Annotated in this window: 19 protein-coding genes; 6 read left to right on the forward strand and 13 right to left on the reverse strand. The window is 67.0% G+C overall.

Annotation, left to right across the window (positions count from 1 at the left end):
- From FZ983_RS25595 to FZ983_RS25625, 7 genes are all read right to left on the reverse strand, one after another.
- The gene (locus FZ983_RS25595; protein ID WP_149226723.1) at positions 1–627 is read right to left on the reverse strand and encodes a MarC family protein; all 627 of its coding nucleotides are present in this window, start codon (positions 625–627) and stop codon (positions 1–3) included.
- A gap of 66 nt (positions 628–693) precedes the next feature.
- Entirely contained in the window at positions 694–1386 is a 693-nt protein-coding gene (locus FZ983_RS25600; protein WP_149226725.1) for a DUF2161 family putative PD-(D/E)XK-type phosphodiesterase, read from the reverse strand.
- The gene (locus FZ983_RS25605) at positions 1383–1703 is read right to left on the reverse strand and encodes a CcdB family protein (protein ID WP_149226727.1); all 321 of its coding nucleotides are present in this window, start codon (positions 1701–1703) and stop codon (positions 1383–1385) included. The genes FZ983_RS25600 and FZ983_RS25605 overlap by 4 nt, the downstream gene beginning before the upstream one ends.
- On the reverse strand, positions 1700–1891 hold the full coding sequence (locus FZ983_RS25610; RefSeq protein WP_188092506.1) for a type II toxin-antitoxin system CcdA family antitoxin: 192 nt from the start codon (positions 1889–1891) through the stop codon (positions 1700–1702). Before FZ983_RS25610 ends, FZ983_RS25605 begins: the two co-directional genes overlap by 4 nt.
- 119 nt (positions 1892–2010) lie before the next feature.
- On the reverse strand, positions 2011–4164 hold the full coding sequence (gene scpA / locus FZ983_RS25615; RefSeq protein ID WP_149226731.1) for a methylmalonyl-CoA mutase: 2154 nt from the start codon (positions 4162–4164) through the stop codon (positions 2011–2013).
- 145 nt (positions 4165–4309) lie between these two features.
- Positions 4310–6310: an acetyl/propionyl/methylcrotonyl-CoA carboxylase subunit alpha gene (locus FZ983_RS25620; RefSeq protein ID WP_149226733.1), complete on the reverse strand. Its 2001-nt coding sequence runs from the start codon at positions 6308–6310 to the stop codon at positions 4310–4312.
- Positions 6311–6321: 11 nt separating this feature from the next.
- Positions 6322–7854, reverse strand: a complete 1533-nt coding sequence (locus FZ983_RS25625; protein ID WP_149226735.1) for an acyl-CoA carboxylase subunit beta — start codon at positions 7852–7854, stop codon at positions 6322–6324.
- A gap of 232 nt (positions 7855–8086) precedes the next feature.
- On the opposite strand from FZ983_RS25625, the gene FZ983_RS25630 reads away from it, so the two are divergent.
- Positions 8087–9547 (forward strand): short-chain fatty acyl-CoA regulator family protein, encoded by a 1461-nt coding sequence (locus tag FZ983_RS25630; protein WP_149226737.1) that lies wholly within the window; start codon positions 8087–8089, stop codon positions 9545–9547.
- A gap of 134 nt (positions 9548–9681) precedes the next feature.
- Positions 9682–10566 (forward strand): response regulator, encoded by an 885-nt coding sequence (locus FZ983_RS25635; protein WP_149226739.1) that lies wholly within the window; start codon positions 9682–9684, stop codon positions 10564–10566.
- Here the strand turns inward: FZ983_RS25635 and FZ983_RS25640 are convergent.
- The 4 genes from FZ983_RS25640 to petA form a co-directional block, all read right to left on the reverse strand.
- On the reverse strand, positions 10563–11114 hold the full coding sequence (locus FZ983_RS25640; protein ID WP_149226741.1) for a DUF924 family protein: 552 nt from the start codon (positions 11112–11114) through the stop codon (positions 10563–10565). The two genes, FZ983_RS25635 and FZ983_RS25640, sit on opposite strands and share 4 nt — an antisense overlap.
- A 111-nt stretch (positions 11115–11225) precedes the next feature.
- The gene (locus FZ983_RS25645; RefSeq protein WP_149226743.1) at positions 11226–11987 is read right to left on the reverse strand and encodes a cytochrome c1; all 762 of its coding nucleotides are present in this window, start codon (positions 11985–11987) and stop codon (positions 11226–11228) included.
- Positions 11987–13255, reverse strand: a complete 1269-nt coding sequence (locus tag FZ983_RS25650) for a cytochrome b N-terminal domain-containing protein (protein ID WP_149226745.1) — start codon at positions 13253–13255, stop codon at positions 11987–11989. Before FZ983_RS25650 ends, FZ983_RS25645 begins: the two co-directional genes overlap by 1 nt.
- A 28-nt stretch (positions 13256–13283) precedes the next feature.
- On the reverse strand, positions 13284–13853 hold the full coding sequence (gene petA / locus FZ983_RS25655; protein WP_149226747.1) for a ubiquinol-cytochrome c reductase iron-sulfur subunit: 570 nt from the start codon (positions 13851–13853) through the stop codon (positions 13284–13286).
- 271 nt (positions 13854–14124) lie between these two features.
- Between petA and FZ983_RS25660 the strand changes: the two genes are divergently transcribed.
- Both FZ983_RS25660 and hemF read left to right on the forward strand, forming a co-directional pair.
- The gene (locus FZ983_RS25660) at positions 14125–14604 is read left to right on the forward strand and encodes a tRNA (cytidine(34)-2'-O)-methyltransferase (protein ID WP_149226831.1); all 480 of its coding nucleotides are present in this window, start codon (positions 14125–14127) and stop codon (positions 14602–14604) included.
- The gene (gene hemF / locus FZ983_RS25665; protein WP_149226749.1) at positions 14601–15488 is read left to right on the forward strand and encodes an oxygen-dependent coproporphyrinogen oxidase; all 888 of its coding nucleotides are present in this window, start codon (positions 14601–14603) and stop codon (positions 15486–15488) included. The genes FZ983_RS25660 and hemF overlap by 4 nt, the downstream gene beginning before the upstream one ends.
- A gap of 1 nt (position 15489) precedes the next feature.
- On the opposite strand, the gene FZ983_RS25670 is transcribed toward hemF, so the two are convergent.
- Positions 15490–15834 (reverse strand): hypothetical protein, encoded by a 345-nt coding sequence (locus FZ983_RS25670; protein ID WP_149226751.1) that lies wholly within the window; start codon positions 15832–15834, stop codon positions 15490–15492.
- Positions 15835–15950: 116 nt separating this feature from the next.
- Here FZ983_RS25670 and FZ983_RS25675 point away from each other — a divergent pair, with 116 nt between their 5' ends.
- Positions 15951–17072 (forward strand): DNA topoisomerase IB, encoded by a 1122-nt coding sequence (locus FZ983_RS25675; protein WP_149226753.1) that lies wholly within the window; start codon positions 15951–15953, stop codon positions 17070–17072.
- A gap of 159 nt (positions 17073–17231) precedes the next feature.
- Here the strand turns inward: FZ983_RS25675 and FZ983_RS25680 are convergent, their stop codons facing one another.
- Positions 17232–19226 (reverse strand): PP2C family protein-serine/threonine phosphatase, encoded by a 1995-nt coding sequence (locus FZ983_RS25680; protein WP_149226755.1) that lies wholly within the window; start codon positions 19224–19226, stop codon positions 17232–17234.
- A 300-nt stretch (positions 19227–19526) separates the two neighbouring features.
- Here FZ983_RS25680 and FZ983_RS25685 point away from each other — a divergent pair, with 300 nt between their 5' ends.
- Positions 19527–19901: a hypothetical protein gene (locus FZ983_RS25685; RefSeq protein ID WP_149226757.1), complete on the forward strand. Its 375-nt coding sequence runs from the start codon at positions 19527–19529 to the stop codon at positions 19899–19901.
- Position 19902 lies beyond the last annotated feature (1 nt).

Below are 19902 nucleotides of genomic sequence, written 5' to 3' on the forward strand. Positions count from 1 at the left end.
TCAGTGGGGCGGATAAACCGCCGTGATTCCGGAAATCACCGTCTGCGCCGCCAGCGCCGCCAGCACGATGCCCAGCACCCGGCTGACCGTGTGGATCACCGTGCGGCCCAGCAGCCGCCCGACCCGGTCGGCGCCCAGCAGGATCAGCGTCACCCCACCGATCACCGTCGCCGCCGCGCCCAGCACACTGACCTGTCCCGCCACCGTGCCGCCGGTGCGGTCCATCAGCAGCAGGATGGAGGTGATGGCGCCCGGCCCGGCGATCAGCGGCACCGCCAGCGGGAAGACGGCGATGTCGTGGGCGTCTTCATCGGTCAACGCTTCGCCGGTGTCGCGCTCCTTCCGTTCGGAGCGCTTGGCGAACAGCATCTCGAAGGCGATCCAGAACAGCAGCGCCCCGCCGGCGATGCGGAAGGCCGGCATCTCGATGGACAGGGTCTGCAGCACCACCTTGCCGAAATAGGCGAAGAAGACCAGCACCACGAAGGCGATGGCGGTGCCGCGCAGGGCGATGATGCGCTTGTGGCGGTCTTCGAATCCTCGGGTCAGCGCGATGAACAGCGGCACCAGCCCGGGCGGATCGACGACGACGAAGAAGACGACGAGATTGCTGATGTAGTCCGACAAAGCGGGCTCCAGCCTATGTGATTGTGGATTGGCAGCACCAAATCATAGGCTTGGCGGCGTGGGGTGTCACCCCTCCGCCAGCGCATGGGCGAATGCCTCCACCCCCTGCACGCCCGCCGGGGTCAGCCCGTAGGTGCCGCGCCCCACCCGTTCGAACCAGCCATAGACATTGCGCAGCAGCATCGGCCCGACATCCTTCGGCGCCCCCGCCTTGCGCAGCGCCGCCACGGTCAGCGGCCCGTCGCGCAGCATGCGTGCGATGCGCAGCGCGTCCTGGCGGTAGGCGGTGACGATGGACACCCGCGTAGAGCCGCCGCGGTTGGGATCGCCGACCCGGCGGGCATGCTCGCCCAGCAGCCGGTGAGCACGCTTCTTGTCCTTGCGCGGTGTGTAGGGAACCGGATCGAGCAGCACGGCGACGCGTTGCCCCTCCGCCAGGCCCGGATCGACCATCAGCAGGCCTAGCCCCAGCCGGCGGCAGAGCTTCTTCACATCGCTGTCCAGCGGCGACGGCCCGGTCGCCTTGCGCCCCGGCTGCGGCACGGCAAGATAGACGCTGTCGCTGATCGCCAGCCGGTCCACCCCCTGCAGCACGAGGTCGAGCGTGAAGCGCTTCTTCAACTCGACGATCACCGGCGGCTCGCCCCCGCGCGTGGCGACGAGATCGCAGCCGTGAATCTCCGCCTTCACGTCATAGCCCTGGGCTTCGAGGAAGGCTTTGACGGGCGCGTAAAGGTCGGTTTCGGAGGTGACCGTCAAAAGTCGCCTGTCAGAACATCGATGGCGCGGCGGATGTCGGATTGAGCATGAAGAGCCGAGGCGATGACGACACCAATTTTTGCAACCGGCAAAGCGACAATCTGCGGCGTCACAACCACGAAGTCTTCGTTGCCGACCGTGATCGACGGCATGATCTTGGGAATTGGAGTCTCAACTTCGGACGACCGGATCAAGGGAACCACAACACGGGTTCGGTCGATGCCGACATAATCACCCTGAACGATCAGAAAATAGGGAATGGGATGGTTCTTCTTCCCCTGCGCCGCCGGATTAAGGCAAACGTCAAGAAATCTCATTCGAAATTCCGATACTCTTCACCAAAAAGGCCAAGCCTGTCGACCAATGCATCATAGGCAGCAAAAGCTGCCCGATTGTCTTCCATCCATTTCTTCTTTTCAGCTTCAACGGCCGACACACGGGATGCATTTTCCAGCGCATCGGAGACCGGCAGCTCATTCTTTTTCGCTGGATCGATCCTGGACATCGAACGGCTCCCGATCATGCGTCACTGAGCTAAGGATAGTGCCGCTGCTCCACCCTGTCCAGTTCAGGGCAGCCCGAAACAGGAGCGGGAAGAGTCTTCGCTCTTCCCGCTTTCGTCGATCAAGCCGCTGCCTTCTGCTTGCGCAGGATGCCCAGGATGTCCGACGCCGCCTTCGGAATGTTGGTGCCCGGCCCGTAGATCGCCGCGGCCCCCGCCTTGTAGAGGAAGTCGTAGTCCTGCGGCGGGATCACGCCGCCGCACACCACCAGGATGTCGCCGGCGCCCTGTTTGCGCAGTTCCTCGATCAATTGCGGAACCAGCGTCTTGTGGCCGGCGGCCTGGGACGACACGCCGATGACGTGAACGTCGTTCTCCACCGCCTGCCGCGCCGCCTCGTCCGGGGTCTGGAACAGCGGCCCGATGTCGACGTCGAAGCCGATGTCGGCGAAGCTGGTGGCGATCACCTTGGCGCCGCGGTCGTGGCCGTCCTGGCCCATCTTCACCACCAGGATGCGCGGCCGGCGGCCTTCCTCGGCGGCGAAGGATGCCACCTCCTCCTGGATCTTCTTGAAGCCTTCGTCGCCCTCATAGGCCGAGCCATAGACGCCCGACACCGAACGGATGACGGCGACATGGCGGGTGAAGGCCTTTTCCAGCGCGTCGGAGATCTCGCCGACGGTGGCGCGGGCGCGGGTGGCCTCCACCGACAGGGCCAGCAGGTTGCCGGTCTTCTCGGTGGCCGCCTTGGTCAGCGCCGCCAGCGCCTCCTGGCACTTGGCCTCGTCACGGCTGGCGCGAATCTGCTTGAGGCGGGCGATCTGCGCCTCGCGGACGGCGGTGTTGTCGATGTCCAGCACGTCCACCCCCTCGGGGTTCTCCGGACGGTACTTGTTGACGCCGACGATCACCTCCTCGCCGCGGTCGATGGCGGCCTGACGGCGGGCGGCGGCCTCCTCGATCAGCAGCTTCGGCATGCCGCTCTCGACCGCCTTGGTCATGCCGCCCATCTCCTCGACGCGGCCGATCAGCTCCAGCGCGGCGTTGGCGAGGCTATGGGTCAGATGCTCGATGTAGAAGGAGCCGCCGAGCGGATCGACCACCTTGGTGACGCCGGCTTCCTCGGCGATGATCAGCTGGGTGTTGCGGGCGATGCGGGCGGAGAATTTGGTCGGCAGGCCCAGCGCCTCGTCGAAGGCGTTGGTGTGCAGCGACTGGGTGCCGCCCAGCACCGCGGCCATCGCCTCGATGGTGGTGCGGATGACGTTGTTGTAGGGGTCCTGCTCGGTCAGCGAGACACCGGAGGTCTGGCAGTGGGTGCGCAGCGCCAGCGAGCGAGCGTCCTTTGGCTGGAACTTCTCCTGCATCAGGGACGACCACAGCAGGCGCGCGGCGCGCAGCTTGGCGATCTCCATGAAGAAATTCATGCCGATGGAGAAGAAGAAGGACAGGCGCGGCGCGAACTTGTCGACCGGCAGGCCCTTGGACATCGCCGCCCGCACATATTCCAGACCATCGGCGATGGTGAAGGCCAGCTCCTGCACCGCGGTCGCCCCTGCCTCCTGCATGTGGTAGCCGGAGATCGAGATCGAGTTGAACTTCGGCATGTGCTGGGAGGTGTACTCGATGATGTCGGCGATGATCCGCATCGAGGGTTCGGGCGGGTAGATGTAGGTGTTGCGGACCATGAACTCCTTGAGGATGTCGTTCTGGATGGTCCCGCTCAGCTTGTCCTGGGAAACGCCCTGCTCCTCCGCCGCGACGATGTAGCCGGCCAGGATCGGCAGCACCGCGCCGTTCATCGTCATCGACACCGACATCTTGTCGAGCGGGATGTCGGCGAACAGAACCTTCATGTCCTCGACGCTGTCGATGGCCACGCCGGCCTTGCCGACATCGCCGACGACGCGGGGATGGTCGCTGTCATAGCCGCGGTGGGTGGCGAGGTCGAAGGCCACCGACAGGCCCATCTGGCCGGCCTTGAGGTTGGCCTTATAGAAGGCGTTCGACTCCTCCGCGGTGGAGAAGCCGGCGTACTGCCGGATGGTCCAGGGCTTCACCGCGTACATCGTGGCGCGCGGGCCGCGGGTGAAGGGCGGGAAGCCGGGCAGCGTGTCCAGTTCCAGCCCTTCCAGGTCGGCGGCGGTGTAGAGCGCTTTGACGTCCAGCCCTTCCGGGGTCTTCCAGGTCAGCTTGGCGATATCGCCGTCGGCGCCGAGATCCTTGGCGGCCAGCTTGTCCCAATCGGCAAGGGTCTTCTTCGGGAACTCGGTCATCGACGCCTCCTGAGGGCTTCTTATGGCGCAGGTAATGTTGGCAGTGCTTTACTCCCGATGCATCCCCTTCCAACGGTCGGATGAACCGCTGGAAGGGGAGCAAGGGGGTACGCTTCCTCTCGGTACTGTTCTTCTTATTATACGGTTACGCGAATTCCACGATCTTCTGATCGACCGCCAGGCTGCTGCCCGGGGCTGCGTGGATTTTCGCGACCGTTCCGTCCTGCGCGGCGCGCAGAATGTTTTCCATCTTCATGGCCTCGACCACGGCCAGCACCTCGCCGGCCTTGACCTCCTGGCCTTCCGTCACCGCCAGCGACACCAGCAGGCCCGGCATCGGCGACAGCAGGAACTTCGACATGTCCGGCGGCACCTTGACCGGCATCAGGGCGTCGAGCGTCGCCGCCTTCGGGGTCAACACCTTGACGATGGCCTGCGACCCGCTGTGGTGCAGGCGATAGCCGATGCCGACGCGGTCGACCTGGACGCAGACATGGTCGCCATTCACCGTGCCGCGGAACAGCGGCTCGCCGATTTGCCAGTCGCTCCACACCGTGTGATGCCTGCCGGCGATGTCCACCGTATAGCCGATACGCTGCGGGCTGCCGCCAGCCGGGTGCAGGTGCACCGGATGCTGGGTGCCGTCCAGCACCACAACCCAGTCGTCGCGCACCTTGGCCTTGTTGCCGGCCATCTTGCCCGAGATCTGGATGTCCCGGTCGTTCAGGCTGCGGTGGATCACCGCGGCCACCGCGATCAGCACCGCCGGGTCTTCCGGCGGCAGGTCCGAAGCGTGGAAGCCGGTCGGATATTCCTCGGCGATGAAGTTGGTGGTCAGCCGCCCGTCGACAAAGCGCTGGTTCGCCATCAGCGAGGCCAGGAACGGGATGTTGTGGCTGACGCCGCGGATGTAATACTGGTCCAGCGCCTCGCGCATGCCGGCGATCGCCGCGTCGCGCGTCGAGCCCCAGGTGCAGAGCTTGGCGATCATCGGATCGTAGTACATCGAGATCTCGCCGCCCTCGAACACGCCGGTGTCGACGCGGACATGCGGGTCGGCGGCCGGCGGCCGGTAGTGGGTGAGACGGCCGGTGGAGGGCAGGAAGTTGCGGAAGGGATCCTCCGCGTAGACGCGCGCCTCGACGGCCCAGCCGTTCAGCTGCACGTCCTCCTGACGGAGCGTCAGCTTCTCGCCGGCGGCGACGCGGATCATCAGCTCGACGAGGTCGAGGCCGGTGATCAGCTCGGTAACCGGGTGTTCGACCTGGAGGCGGGTGTTCATCTCCAGGAAGTAGAAGTTGCGCTCGGCATCGACGATGAACTCCACCGTTCCGGCCGACTTGTACTGCACCGCGTTGGCCAGAGCCACCGCCTGCTCGCCCATCGCCTTGCGGGTGGCGGCGTCGAGGAACGGGCTCGGCGCCTCCTCGATGACCTTCTGGTGGCGACGCTGGATCGAGCATTCGCGCTCGTGCAGGTACAGGCAGGTGCCCTGCCCATCGGCCAGCAGCTGGATTTCGATGTGGCGCGGCTGCTGGATGTACTTCTCAACGAAGACGCGGTCGTCGGCGAAGCTGGAGCGCGCCTCGTTGGTGGCCGAGCGGAAGCCCTCGCGCGCCTCCTCGTCGTTCCACGCCACGCGCATGCCCTTGCCGCCGCCGCCGGCCGACGCCTTGATCATCACCGGATAGCCGATGTCGCGGGCGATCATCACCGCCTCTTCATCGTCGGCGATGACGCCGAGATAGCCGGGAACGGTGGAGACGCCGGCTTCCTTCGCCAGCTTCTTGGACTCGATCTTGTCGCCCATCGCCTGGATGGCATGGGCGTCCGGACCGATGAAAGCGATGCCGGCGGCCGCAAGCGCCTCCTGGAATTCGCGCTTCTCCGACAGGAAGCCGTAGCCGGGATGGACGGCCTGGGCGCCGGTCTTCCTGCAGGCCTCGACGATGCGGTCGACCAGCAGATAGCTCTGGGCGGACGGGGCGGCGCCGATGTGGACGGCCTCGTCGGCCATCTCGACATGGAGCGCGTTCTTGTCGGCGTCGGAATAGACCGCAACGGTCTTGATGCCCATGCGGCGTGCCGTGCGGATGACGCGGCAGGCGATCTCGCCACGGTTGGCGATGAGGATCTTCTCGAACATGCTGCCGGCCCTCACAGCGGAATGTTGTCGTGCTTGCGCCAGGGGTTCTGGAGCTGCTTGTTCTTGAGCATGGACAGCGCCTTCGTGATGCGGCGGCGGGTGCCGTGCGGCATGATGACGTCGTCGATGTAACCGCGCGACGCGGCGACGAAGGGATTGGCGAACTTCTGCTTGTACTCTTCCGTACGCGCCTCGATTTTCTCGGCGTCGCCGATGTCGCTGCGGAAGATGATCTCCACCGCACCCTTCGCACCCATCACCGCGATTTCCGCGGACGGCCACGCATAGTTCACGTCGCCGCGCAGATGCTTGGACGACATCACGTCGTACGCGCCGCCGTACGCCTTGCGGGTGATGACCGTCACCTTCGGCACGGTGGCCTCGGCGTACGCGTACAGCAGCTTGGCGCCGTGCTTGATGATGCCGCCATACTCCTGGCTGGTGCCGGGCATGAAGCCGGGGACGTCGACCAGGGTCAGGATCGGGATTTCGAAGGCGTCGCAGAAGCGCACGAAGCGCGCGGCCTTCTTGGAACTGTCGATGTCCAGGCAGCCAGCCAGCACCATCGGCTGGTTTGCGACGATGCCGACCGTGGAGCCGTTCATGCGGGCGAAGCCGATGATGATGTTCTTGGCGTATTCCGGCTGCAGTTCGAAGAAGTCGCCCTCGTCCACGATCTTGAGGATCAGCTCCTTCATGTCGTAGGGCTTGTTCGGGTTCTCCGGCACCAGCGTGTCGAGCGAGAAGTCCTCGCGGTCGAGCGGATCGGCGCAGGGGCGGACCGGCGCCTTCTCACGGTTCGAAGACGGCAGGAAGTCGACGAAGCGGCGCAGCTGCAGCAGGGCCTCGACATCGTTCTCGAAGGCCAGATCGGCCACGCCCGACTTGGTGGAGTGGGTGACGGCGCCGCCCAGCTCTTCCGCGGTCACGACCTCATGGGTGACGGTCTTCACCACGTCGGGGCCGGTGACGAACATGTAGGAGCTGTCCTTCACCATGAAGATGAAGTCGGTCATGGCCGGCGAATAGACCGCACCGCCGGCGCACGGCCCCATGATCAGCGAGATCTGCGGGATGACGCCCGACGCGTCGACGTTGCGCTGGAACACCTCGGCATAGCCGCCCAGCGAGGCGACACCCTCCTGGATGCGGGCGCCGCCCGAATCGTTGAGCCCGATCACCGGTGCGCCGACCTTCAGCGCCTGGTCCATGATCTTGCAGATCTTCTCGGCATGCGCCTCCGACAGCGCGCCGCCGAAGACCGTGAAGTCCTGGCTGAAGACGAAGACGAGGCGGCCGTTGACGGTGCCGTGGCCGGTCACCACGCCGTCGCCCGGGACCTTCTGGTTTTCCATGCCGAAGTCGATGCAGCGGTGTTCGACGAACATGTCGAACTCCTCGAACGACCCTTCGTCGAGGAACAGCTCGATCCGCTCGCGCGCGGTCAGCTTGCCTTTGGCGTGCTGGCCGGCGATGCGCTTCTCACCGCCGCCCAGCCGCGCCGCGGCGCGCTTGGACTCCAACTTGGCCAGAATGTCTTGCATCGGGCGTTCCCATATCTTTGGCGTCGCAGTGACGGTCCCCGCCCCGGCGTCGAGCGACGCAATCATTCACCGGAACGCCGCGGATTATTCACAAACTTCGCAGCGCTTCAAACAGCCTCTTTGCAAAAACGTGCGAAGTTGCGAAGCCCTTTGCAAATGTGGCTTTGTGATTGCTAAGATTGCGAAGAACGGCGGATTTCCAAGGCCGTCCCGCGGGCGGGATTTTATACGTATGCAAAAGAAGCTATTCCTTGGCTACAAGCTGCGCCGCCTGCGCGAACAGCGCGGTCTGACCCAGGCGTCGCTGGCCAAGACGCTGGAGCTTTCCCCCAGCTATCTCAACCAGTTGGAGAACAATCAGCGCCCGCTGACCCTGCCGGTGCTGATGCGGATCGCCGCCACCTTCGAGCTGGAACTGTCCGCCTTTCTGGAGGATGAGGACAGCCGGCTGGTCTCCGACCTGCGCGAGGCGCTGGCCGATCCGCTCTTCGCCGGGGCGCCGCTGACCGCGGGCGAACTGCGCAGCGTGGTGGGATCCAGTCCGGAACTGGCCCGCCGGGTGCTCAGCCTGCATCAAGCCTACCAGAAGCTGCACGAGCGGGTGCAGTCGCTGGCCGACAGCCTGTCCAATCGCGAACCCAGCAGTCAAGAGGGCGACAGCTTCGCCGGCCCGCAGTTCCCGTACGAGGAGGTTCGAGACTATTTCCACTACTGCAACAACTACATCGGCCCGCTGGACGAGGCGGCGGAACGGCTGTGGGACACCGAGAAAATCCATTCCGGGTCGCTGCTGAACGAACTCGCCGCCTATCTGAAGCGCCGCCACGACGTGCGGGTGAAGATGGTCGCCGACGAGGCGGGGGAGACCGCCATGCGCAGCTACGACGCCTCCACCGGCACGCTGCGCCTGTCAGCCCTGCTGACCAGCTCCAGCCGCGCCTTTCACATGGCGAACCAGATCGCGCTGCTGGAATTCGGCGACCAGATCGACGAACTGGTGGATCAGGCCAAGTTCTCCAGCGAGGATGCGCGGTCGATCTGCCGGGTCGGGCTCGCCAACTATTTTGCCGGCGCGCTGGTCATGCCCTACCGCGCCTTCGCCGCGCAGGCCCGTACCCTGCGCCACGATGTCGAGCAGTTGCAGAGCCGCTTCTCCGCCAGTTTCGAGCAGGTCTGCCACCGGCTTTCCACCCTGCAGCGGCCGGGTGCCCGCGGCCTGCCCTTCTATTTCGTGCGGGTCGACATGGCCGGCAACATCACCAAGCGCCATTCCGCCACCCGCTTCCACTTCGCCCGCTTCGGCGGCGCCTGCCCGCTGTGGAACGTGCACGAGGCCTTCGCCCAGCCCGGCAAGATCCTGGTGCAGTTCGCCCAGATGCCCGACCGAACCACTTACATCAGCATCGCCCGCACCGTGACCAAGCGTGGCGGCGCCTATCTGAAGCCGTCACGCCAGTTCGCCGTCGGGCTGGGCTGCGAGGCCAGCCACGCGCCGGAACTGGTCTATGCGGCGGGCATCGACATCACCGACATGAAGGCGGCGGTGCCGATCGGCGTGAACTGCCGCCTATGCGAGCGCACCGACTGCCAGCAGCGCGCCTTCCCGCCGATCGGCAGCGAGCTGCGGGTGAACGAGCACCACCGCAGCTTCGTCCCCTACCTCTTCAACCCGCCGGACGTCCCGCCGCGCTGATCGGACTACCGGAGGAGGAGGCCATTTGGCCCACCGCTTGCTGAGAACGGGTCGCAAGATCGGAAAAGCTGTGCCCACGGGCGATTCCGGCCCCGATCTCTGCAAGCTGCGTTGCATTTTGCCAATGGCGGGTCATGGACGGTGACAATCTGCATCACTCTCCCGGCGGGAGGGTGACGGCCTTCGCCCCGGAAGCGCTGGCCCGCATGCTGTCGGTATCGACCGCGGCGCTGGCCCAGGCGCGCGAGGTCGCGCTGGCGGTCAATGTGCTGACCGGCACGCCGCCGCGGCTGGTCGGCGATGCCGAGACCGCAGGCGCGCTCTGCACCGCGCTCGCGGCGAGCGCCATCGCCAATGCGCCGCCGGGCTCCGGCAGGCTGGAAGTCCGCCTATCCGCCATGCCGGTGGCGGAAGAACGGGTGATCCTGCGGGCTGAACTGGCCGGCCGCTTCGAAACCCAGGGTCCGACCGGCTTCCACCAGGAACTCACCCGCCGGCTGCTGGCGACGATGGGGGCACAGATCGCCGTGCAGGATGGGGCGGACGGCCTGCGGAGGGTTACGCTGGACATGCCGGTCGCCCTGCCGTCGCGCACCACCGACGGCGAGGTGCTGATGAGCTGGGCACGGTCGCGCGGCGGCCGGCTGCTGGTGGTGGACGACAGCGCGACCAACCGGATGGTGGTGGCGGGGCTGCTCGTCAAGGCCGGCTTCTCCGTCGAGACCGCCACCGGCGGGGCGGAGGCCGTGGAGGCCGTCGCCCAGGCGCCGGTGCCGCCCGAAGCGGTGCTGATGGACGTCGCCATGCCGGACATGGACGGGGTGACGGCCACGACCACCATCCGCTCGCTGGGCGACGAGCGCGCCCGCATCCCGATCATCGCCGTCACCGCCAACGCCCAGCCGGAGGACCGCGTCCGCTGCCTCGCCGCCGGGATGAACGACTACCTGACCAAGCCGGTCCGCCGCGCCGACCTGCTCGGCGCGCTGGAACGCTGGCTGGCGCCGTTGCCGGTCTAGAAGGAAGACCCCGGCTCTTTCAGGAAGGCCTCCTCCTCCGGCGTGCTGGGGCGGCCGAGGACGGCGTTGCGGTGGGGGAAACGGCCGAAGCGCTGAATGATCTCGCGATGACGCAGGGCGTAGTGGACCGTCGTCTCATCGCCCACCCGTTCGGTGAACAGCGCGACCGACCGCTCCTGGCTCGCGAGGTCCTCGTGATGCTCATAGGGCAGGTAGAGGAAGATCCTCTCGTCCGTGGTGCATTCCAGATCGAAGCCGTTGGCGACGGCATGGTCGCTCACGCCCCGCGCCTTGGCATCGGTGGCGTAGGCGCGCGGATCGTCGCGGAACATGTTGCGCGGCACCTGATCGAGCAGGACGCACAGCGCGATGCAGCCATCGACATCCTCCATCCAGTGGTCGTAGTCGCCGCGGGCCGCCGCCTCGTGATGGGGGCCCAGCGTGTCGGCGACCGCCCGGTCGAAGCTTGCCGATTTGCGGAACCAATAGGGCTTCATCGCCTCGTCGAACCAGAAATCGACGATCTCGTCGATCAGCTTGTCCACCATCCGTCTTCTCCGCAATAAGTCCGCCGCCCGGACGACCCGTTCTCCAAAAGAAACAGGGCGCCCGAAGGGGCGCCCTGTCCAGGTCCGAATTGCCTCACCGAACCGTCGGGCTCAGTGCAGCGTGCTCCACAGCTTGCGCTTGGTGGCATACATCAGGCCGGCCAGCACAAGGAGGAACAGTATGACCTTGACGCCCATCTGCTTGCGGGCATCCAGGTGCGGTTCCGCGGCGAAGGTCAGGAAGGTCGCCACGTCGTGCGCCTGCTGCTCCACCGTCGCCTTGGTGCCATCGGCGAAGGTGACGCCGTCCGGCTGGAGAATGTTCGGCATGCCGACCTGATGGCCGGGGAACACCTTGTTGTAGTTCATGCCGTCCATCAGCTTGACGTCGGCCGGCGGCTCCTCGAAGCCGGTCAGGAAGGCATAGAGGTAATCCTCGCCGCCGACGCGGGCCTTGGCCATCAGCGACAGGTCCGGCGGCAGGGCGCCGTTGTTCGACGCACGCGCCGCTTGGTCGTTGGCGAAGGGCGATGGGAAGCGGTCGGCCGGGACGGCCGGACGCATGAACATCTCGCCCGCGTCGTTCGGGCCGGCCTGCACCTCATAGCCGGCGGCGATCGCCTTCAGCTCGTCCTCGCTGAAGCCGATGCCGGCCAGGGTGCGGATCGGGACCAGGCGCATGGAGTGGCAGGCGGCGCAGACTTCCTTGTAGATCTGGAAGCCACGTTGGGCCGACGCCTTGTCGATGGTCCCGAAGATGCCGCTGTGCGGCCAGTTCTGCTTGGGGATGTGCACGCCTTCCGCGGCCTGCGCGGCCCCGGCGATGCCCAGAGCCAGCGCCGCCGAGAGGATAGCAGTCTTCAACGCGCGCATCAGGCCTTCTCCATCGGCTTGGCATGGGCGCCGGCGGCGATGCCGCCCCCGCCCTTCAGAACGGACTCGGCGATGCTGTTGGGGAGCGGACTCGGCCGTTCCAGCTTGCCCAGCACCGGCAGCAGGACCAGGAAGTGGAAGAAGTAGTAGGCGGTGCCGATACGGGCGATGATCAGCCAGGCGCCTTCGGCCGGCATGGCGCCGGCATAGCCGAGAACCAGCGCGTCGAGCGCCAGGATCCAGAAGAACTGGCGGTAGATCGGCCGGAACTTGCAGCTGCGGACCTTGGAACGGTCGAGCCACGGCAGGAAGGCCAGCAGCGCGATCGAGCCGAACATCGCCAGCACGCCGCCCAGCTTGTCCGGGATCGCGCGCAGCATGGCGTAGAAGGGCAGGAAGTACCATTCCGGCACGATGTGCGCCGGGGTCACCAGCGGGTTGGCCGGGATGTAGTTGTCCGGATGGCCCATGTAGTTCGGCATGAAGAACACGAACGCCGCGTAGATGATCAGGAAGATCACCACGGCGAAGCCGTCCTTGACCGTGACGTAGGGGTTGAACGGGACGGTGTCCTGCGGGCCCTTCGGGTCGATGCCCAGCGGGTTGTTCGAGCCGCAGACATGCAGCGCCGCCGTGTGCAGGATCACCAGACCCAGCAGCACGAAGGGCAGCAGGAAGTGCAGCGCGAAGAAGCGGTTCAGCGTCGGGTTGTCGACCGAGAAGCCGCCCCACAGCAGGGTCACGATCGGGTCGCCGACGATCGGGAAGGCCGAGAACAGGTTCGTGATGACGGTGGCGCCCCAGAAGCTCATCTGGCCCCAGGGCAGCACGTAGCCCATGAAGGCGGTGCCCATCATGACGAGGAAGATGATGACGCCCAGGATCCACAGGATTTCGCGCGGGGCCTTGTAGGAGCCGTAATAGAGGCCGCGGAACATGTGGATGTAGACGGCGATGAAGAACATCGACGCGCCGTTGGCGTGCACGTAGCGGATCAGCCAGCCGTAATTCACGTCGCGCATGATGCGCTCGACCGAATCGAAGGCCAGCGAGGTGTGGGACGAGTACTGCATCGCCAGGAACAGGCCCGTGGCGATCATGATCACCAGCATGATGCCGGCGATGGCACCGAACGCCCACAGATAGTTGACGTTCCGCGGCATCGGGTAGTGGTTGTACTCGTGATCCAGCATCGTGAAGATCGGCAGGCGGCTGTCGATCCAGTTCACGACCGGATTCTTGAACTTGGTGGCTTGAACCTGAGCCATCTCGGGGTCTCCAGAACCGTTGGGCCGCTTAACCGAGCCGGATCTTGGTATCGCCCGTGAAGGCGTACGTCGGAAGGACAAGGTTTGCGGGGGCCGGGCCCTTGCGGATGCGCCCAGCGGTGTCGTAGTGCGAGCCGTGGCAGGGGCAGAACCACCCGCCATACTCGCCGCGCGGATCGGTGACCTTCTGGCCGAGCGGCACGCAGCCCAGATGCGTGCAGATGCCGATGACGATCAGCCATTCCGGCTTCTGCACACGGGCATCGTCGGCGGCGGGATCGCGCAGGTCGCCCAGGTTGACCTGCTTGGCGGCCTCGATCTCCTCGGCAGTGCGGTGGCGGACAAAGACAGGCTTTCCGCGCCAGGTGACCGTGATCGCCTGCCCCGCGGCAACCGGAGCCAGATCAACGTCGATGGAGGCAAGCGCCAGGGTGTCGGCCGCCGGATTCAGGCTGTCGATGAAGGGCCAAGCCGCCGAGGCCGCCCCGACGACGCCGACCGCACCGGTGGCAAGATACAGAAAATCGCGGCGGGAACCCCCCTCGCCGCTGGAGGCCGCGTGGCCACCCGTCCCGGGCGGATGCGTGGTCTGAGCCATAAGCCTGTTTCTCCTCAAGGCATGCCCGACGCCCTTTGCCCGCGCCGGACGACCGATGGACCATTTTTATGCATGACACGGCAAGCCCGCCCGCCGAAGGAAAAACCCTCAGGCATGCCGCATCGGTCCGGAGTGGGTATCTCCAGCTTCTGCGCTGCGGTATACCGTCGCGTCGACATCTTGAAAAGTCCTTGGCCGGGAGACAATTTGTCGCGTGTGTCGGGGCTGGACTATTTGTATGCAAAACAAACACTTCGAGGCAAGGCCCGCGTTGCGCCTTGTTCTGTTCGAACCCGACATTCCACAGAATGCCGGCACACTGATGCGACTCGCAGCCGGGCTGGGGGTGGCGCTCGACCTGATCGAGCCCTGCGGATTCGTGCTGGACGACCGCCGGCTGCGCCGCGCCGGGATGGATTACCTGGACCATCTCGACTGGACCCGGCACAGCTCCTGGGCCGCCTACCGCGCGGCGCCGCAGACCGGGCGGCTGGTGCTGCTGACCACGCGGGCGGCGATCCCCTACACCGATTTCCGCTTCGCCCCCGGCGACCGCATCCTGGTCGGCCGCGAGAGCGCAGGCGTGCCCGACGAGGTGCATGACGCCGCCGACGCCCGGCTGGTGATCCCGATGGTGCCGCCCGCCCGCTCCTTGAACGTTGCGGTCAGCGCGGCGATGGTGTTGGGTGAAGCCCTGCGGCAGACCGCCGCACAAGAGACGCGGCAAACCGCCGGACAGGAAACGCCATGACCGCCGAAGCAAACGCCGACTCCAGCATCATCGAAGACCGCAAGGCCCGCGCCGCATCCTGGTTCCGGGAGCTGCGCGACCGCATCTGCGCCACCTTCGAGGCACTGGAGGACGAGCTGACCGGCACCCACGCCGACCTGCCCCCCGGCCGGTTCGAGCGCAAGAGCTGGACCCGCCCCGACCATGGCGGCGGCGAGGGCGGCGGCGGCACCATGTCGGTGATGAAGGGCCGGGTGTTCGAGAAGGTCGGGGTCAACATCTCGACCGTGCATGGCATTTTCAGCCCGGAATTCCGCGCCAACATCCCCGGAGCTGCGGAAACCGGCGAGTTCTGGGCGGCGGGCATCAGCCTGGTGGCGCATATGCGCTCTCCCCTGGTTCCGGCCACGCACATGAACACGCGCCACATCGTTACCACCCAGGGCTGGTTCGGCGGCGGGGCCGACCTGACGCCGATGATTCCCGACGACCGGGACACCGCCGATTTCCATGCCGGCCTGCGCGCCGCCTGCGACCGCCACGACCCGGACTATTATCCGCGCTACAAGGAGTGGTGCGACCGCTATTTCTTCCTGCCGCATCGCGGCGAGGCGCGCGGAGTGGGCGGCATCTTCTTCGACAACCTCGACTCGGGCAACTGGGAGGCGGACTTCGCCTTCACCCGCGATGTCGGCACCGCCTTCCTCGACAGCTACACCGCCCTGGTGCGCCGGCACATGAACCGGCCCTGGACGGCGGAACAGCGGGAACACCAGCTGATCCGCCGCGGCCGCTATGTGGAGTTCAACCTGCTCTACGACCGCGGCACCACCTTCGGCCTAAAGACCGGCGGCAACACCGAGGCGATCCTGATGAGCCTGCCGCCCGAGGTGAAGTGGCCGTGATCTAGCGGCGCTGCCCCATCCGAACCCAGGGCGCCCAGGCCTGCCGAACCATCTCGCCCCACAGCCGCATCGGCGCCATCCACATCTCGGCCAATCCGACGGCGGACGCCATCGGATTGGCGCCGAACGGGTGGGCTCCCGGCTTTCCTCCTGCGGGTCCCGCCAGCAGGAGCGGGTTCGTCAACGCAGGGGCGAGCAGCCCGGCGACCGCGTCGAAAGACGGGGTGGCGCGGAACTGGATGGCGATCACCTCCGCCCCGTCCTCACCGGCCTCGCGGTGACGGATCTGGATTTCCAGGTTCGGCAGATGGGCGGTCAGGGTCGTCTCGTCCGGTTTGTTGTCCATGCTCGCGGCTCCCTTCTGGATCTGGCGGTGCGAGGATAGGGTTTTTGCAACTGCGAAGAAACCCTCTCCGAAGGAGGTAACGGCAACCAACACCCGTTCCGGCCGTTGATGCCCATATGGACAGCACCATCCCTCCGTCCGATACGGACACCCCCTCGCCCGAACAGGAAGCCGCCTGTGCCGGGCTGACCTACAGCTCCGACGACACCCCCGGCATCCGCCGACGTCGCTACGGCAAGGGCTTCCGCTTCCTCTGGCCCGACGGCGCCCAGGTGACGGAGGAGGATACGCTAGCACGGATCCGCAAGCTGGCGATCCCACCCGCCTACCGCGACGTCTGGATCTGTCCCGATCCTGATGGCCACCTGCAGGCCACCGGCCGCGACGCCAAGGGGCGCAAGCAGTACCGCTACCATCACCGCTGGACCGAACTGCGCGAGGGCACCAAATTCGGCCGCATGCTGGATTTCTGCCGGGCGCTGCCCGCCCTGCGCGAGCGGGTGTCCGCCGACCTCGGCCGGCGCGGCCTGCCGCGGGAGAAAGTCCTGGCTGCCGTGGTCCGGCTGCTGGAAACCACGCTGATCCGCGTCGGCAACGAGACCTACGCCCGCGAGAATCAGAGCTACGGCCTGACCACGCTGCGCGACGGCCACACCGAAATCGAGGGGTCGGAGGTCCGCTTCTCCTTCAAGGGCAAGTCGGGAAAGGAATGGAACGTCGCGCTGCGCGACCGCCGGCTTGCCCGCGTCGTCGCCGCCTGCCGCGACGTGGACGGCGACGAGCTGTTCCAGTATCTGGATTCGGACGGCCAGCGCCATGCCGTGACGTCGGGCGACGTCAACGCCTATCTGCGCGAGGCGACCGGCGCCGATTTCACCGCAAAGGACTTCCGCACCTGGGCCGGCACCGTCCTGGCGGCGATGGCGCTCAGGGAGTTCGAGGCGTTCGACAGCGCGACCGGCGCCAAGCGCAACGTCACCCGCGCCATCGAACAGGTCGCCACCCGCCTCGGCAATACCCCCAGCGTCTGCCGCAAGAGCTACGTCCATCCCGAGATCCTGGACGCCTATGTGGAAGGCGACCTGCTGGAGTCGCTGAAGCGCGAGGTGGAGGCGGAGTTGCGCGACGAACTGGCGGGCCTGAGCGGCGAGGAAGCCGCCGTGCTCGCCTTCCTGCGCGAAAGGCTGGAACGGGAAACGGCCTCGCGGGCGCGGGAGGGCGCGCGGGGGAAGAGGTAGGGGGGTTTGGGAGGTGTCGGCTTGCGAATGCCCCCACCCCAACCCTCCCCCGCTGGGCGGGGGAGGGAGTAAGCGCTTGTACGGGAGAGTGGCGGCAGTCCCCTCCCCCGCCCAGCGGGGGAGGGTTAGGGAGGGGGCACCGTCAGCCGACACTCCCCCTCAAACCGCCTCCGCCGCCTCCGTCACCGGCAGCAGGCGGCGCATCGCCAGGCACACCAGATCCCCGGTGACCGCACCCTCCGCGGCATGGGCCTGGACACTGCGCAGGACCAGCTCGGCACGGTCGCGGGCAGACATGCCGCGGCTGTGGGTCAGGGCGGCGGCAAGGCGCTCCTCGCCGAAGGGCTCGCGCTGTCCATCCACGGACTGCAGAATGCCGTCGGTGCACAGGAACAGCGTCTCGTCCTGGTTCAGCACCGTGGTCGCCTCGCCGTAGGGGGCGCCGCGGCGGATGCCCAGCGCCGGGCCGCCGGCCGCGGACAGGAACTCCACCTCGCCCTCGGCGGTGATGCGGCAGGCGCCGCGGTGCCCGGCGGCGGCATGGACCAGCGTACCGGCCACACGGTCGTAGACGGCGACGAAGGCAGTGGCGAAGCCGTTGAAGGGGCTCTCGCCGCACAGCCGCTCGTTGGCGCCCGTCAGGATGGCGGCGGGGCCGACGCCGGGGCGGGCGGTCTCGCGGATTGCAGCGCGCACCATCAGCATCAGGAAGGCCGCCGGCACGCCGCCGCCCGACACCCCGGCGGTCACCAGCAGGCTGTGGCGCTCGTCCAGTTCGACCACGTCGTAGAAATCGCCGCTGACGGCATGGCCCGGCACCAGCGTGCCGAAGAACTGGCTGTCACGGCCGACCGGCAGCTGGCGCGGCAGCAGGTTGGCCTGCACGTCGCGGGCGGCACGCTGCTCCTCCTCGATCAGCTGTTCGGCGGCGGCCAGCTTCTCGCTCTTGGTCTCCAGCTCCGCCCCGCGCATCACCAGCTGGGCGTCCAGGGTCTCCTCGCGCGCCGTCGCCTCCATCGCCATGCGGCGGAAGACGCGCGACAGCCGGCCGAACTCGTCGTCGCGGTCCGCTGCCTCGTTGAGGCTGAGGGGGTTGAAGCGCCCGGCCTCCACCGCCTTGACCGCCTCGCTCAGCCGTTCCACCGGCGCCATCTGGTCGCGGGCGAAACGCAAGCTGAGATAGACGCCCAGCGCCAGCACGAAGACGCCGACCAGCCCGCCGATCTTCAGCTGCCGGCCCAGCATCGCCCCCGGTTCGGTGTAGGGAACGCGCACGGCCGCGACCGCCGGCAGGCCGGCCGCGGCGGCGTTGGCCCCAGCATTGGCAGCGCCATAGCGGATGGGCGCCAGCGCCAGCAACCCGTCGCCCGACACGCGGGTCGTCACGTCGCCGGCGGTCGCCGCCGCCTTGGCCGCGGCGGTGTCGGCATCGGACAGCGGGCCGCCCGATCCGTTGGCCAGCACGGCGCCGCGCGCCAGCACCCGGCCGTCGCGGTCGATCAGCCAGGCCGCCTCCACCGCGCGGGTGGCGATCAGCCCATCGATCGCTCCCTCGGCCCCCGATTTGCGCAGCAGGTCGCCCAGTCGCCGCATGTCGGCGCCGACCTGGACGATGCGCGGCCGGTCGACACCGGTCACGCCGGCGAACTTCATCAGCCGCCCGCTTTCCATCGCCGGCTCCGACGCCAGCGACGCGGGCGAGCGGTTCAGCAGGCCGCTGTAGGCGCCGTGGCGCGGCCCGCCCTTGGCATCCTGGCCGAAGACCGGATCGGGACCGGGCACATTGTGCAGATAGGCCCGGCCGCGGTTGTCGGTGATCCACATCTCGTCCGGGCCCCCCGACTCGGCGATCTGCTTCAGCCGGTCGTTGATGGCCTTGGGCGGCAGCTTCGCCGTTTCCGCCAGCGCCACCAGATGGGCGGTCAGCGTCGCTTCCGACAGCAGCCGTTCGGACAGCATGGCATCGACCTCCCGCGGGAGGTCGCCGGCCTGGGCGGCGCCACGGGCGAGCAGGCCGGCGGTCAGCCGCGCCTCCGCCTCGATCCGCTCGGTCAGCACCGCGCGCGTGGTGAATGCCATCGTCGTGGTGACCACCACCACCGCCAGCAGCACCAGACCGGTGACCAGCAGGATCAAACGCTGTTGGAACGTCATGGGATTGCGCCCGCCCCCTCTGGCTGAAGCAAATGGCCGAAGCCATGGCCGATGGGACCGCTTCTACCGGTCCGGGGCACGCAAGTCCAGTTGCCGGGCCGCCGCACCGGTCATGGTCACGCCGGCCGCGGGCGGGGTGAAGCGGCCGGATGCGCAAGATTCGACCGCAGTCGCGACATTATCTCTTTCGTAACCACATGGTCCGTAAGACGGAAGGACCGCGGACGGTTTCCCGCCGCGGTCCTGTGCTCTTTCAAATCCGCCACCACTCAACCGCCACCACTCAACCGGTGCATGCCCATGCCGCTCAACGTTCTGGAAGTCGCCGTCTACGCGATGGTCCTCACCGCCAGCCAGCCCAGCTCCTTCGAGTGCGTGGCCGTGAAGCCGGAGGGCGTGAACTGCACCAACGGCCTGTCGGCGAAGCAGGACGGGCCGAACCTGCTGTTCAGCACCGGCATCCAGGTGATCAAGGACAACCAGGGCCGGGTGCGGCTCAGCAACGGGCTGCAGACGCGCTTCGACAGCTCCGCCTGGGTGGAATTCCAGGACACCGGCAAGAAACCGGTGGTCAGCGTCCGCAAGACCGGGCCGCTGCGCTTCAAGTTCTCCAACGGCTTCCAGTGCGAAGCGATGGGCAACCCGGAAGACATGGCCCGCTGCCACAAGCCCTGAC

This window comes from Azospirillum sp. B21, assembly GCF_008364825.1.
In the GTDB taxonomy this organism is placed as follows: Bacteria; Pseudomonadota; Alphaproteobacteria; order Azospirillales; family Azospirillaceae; genus Azospirillum.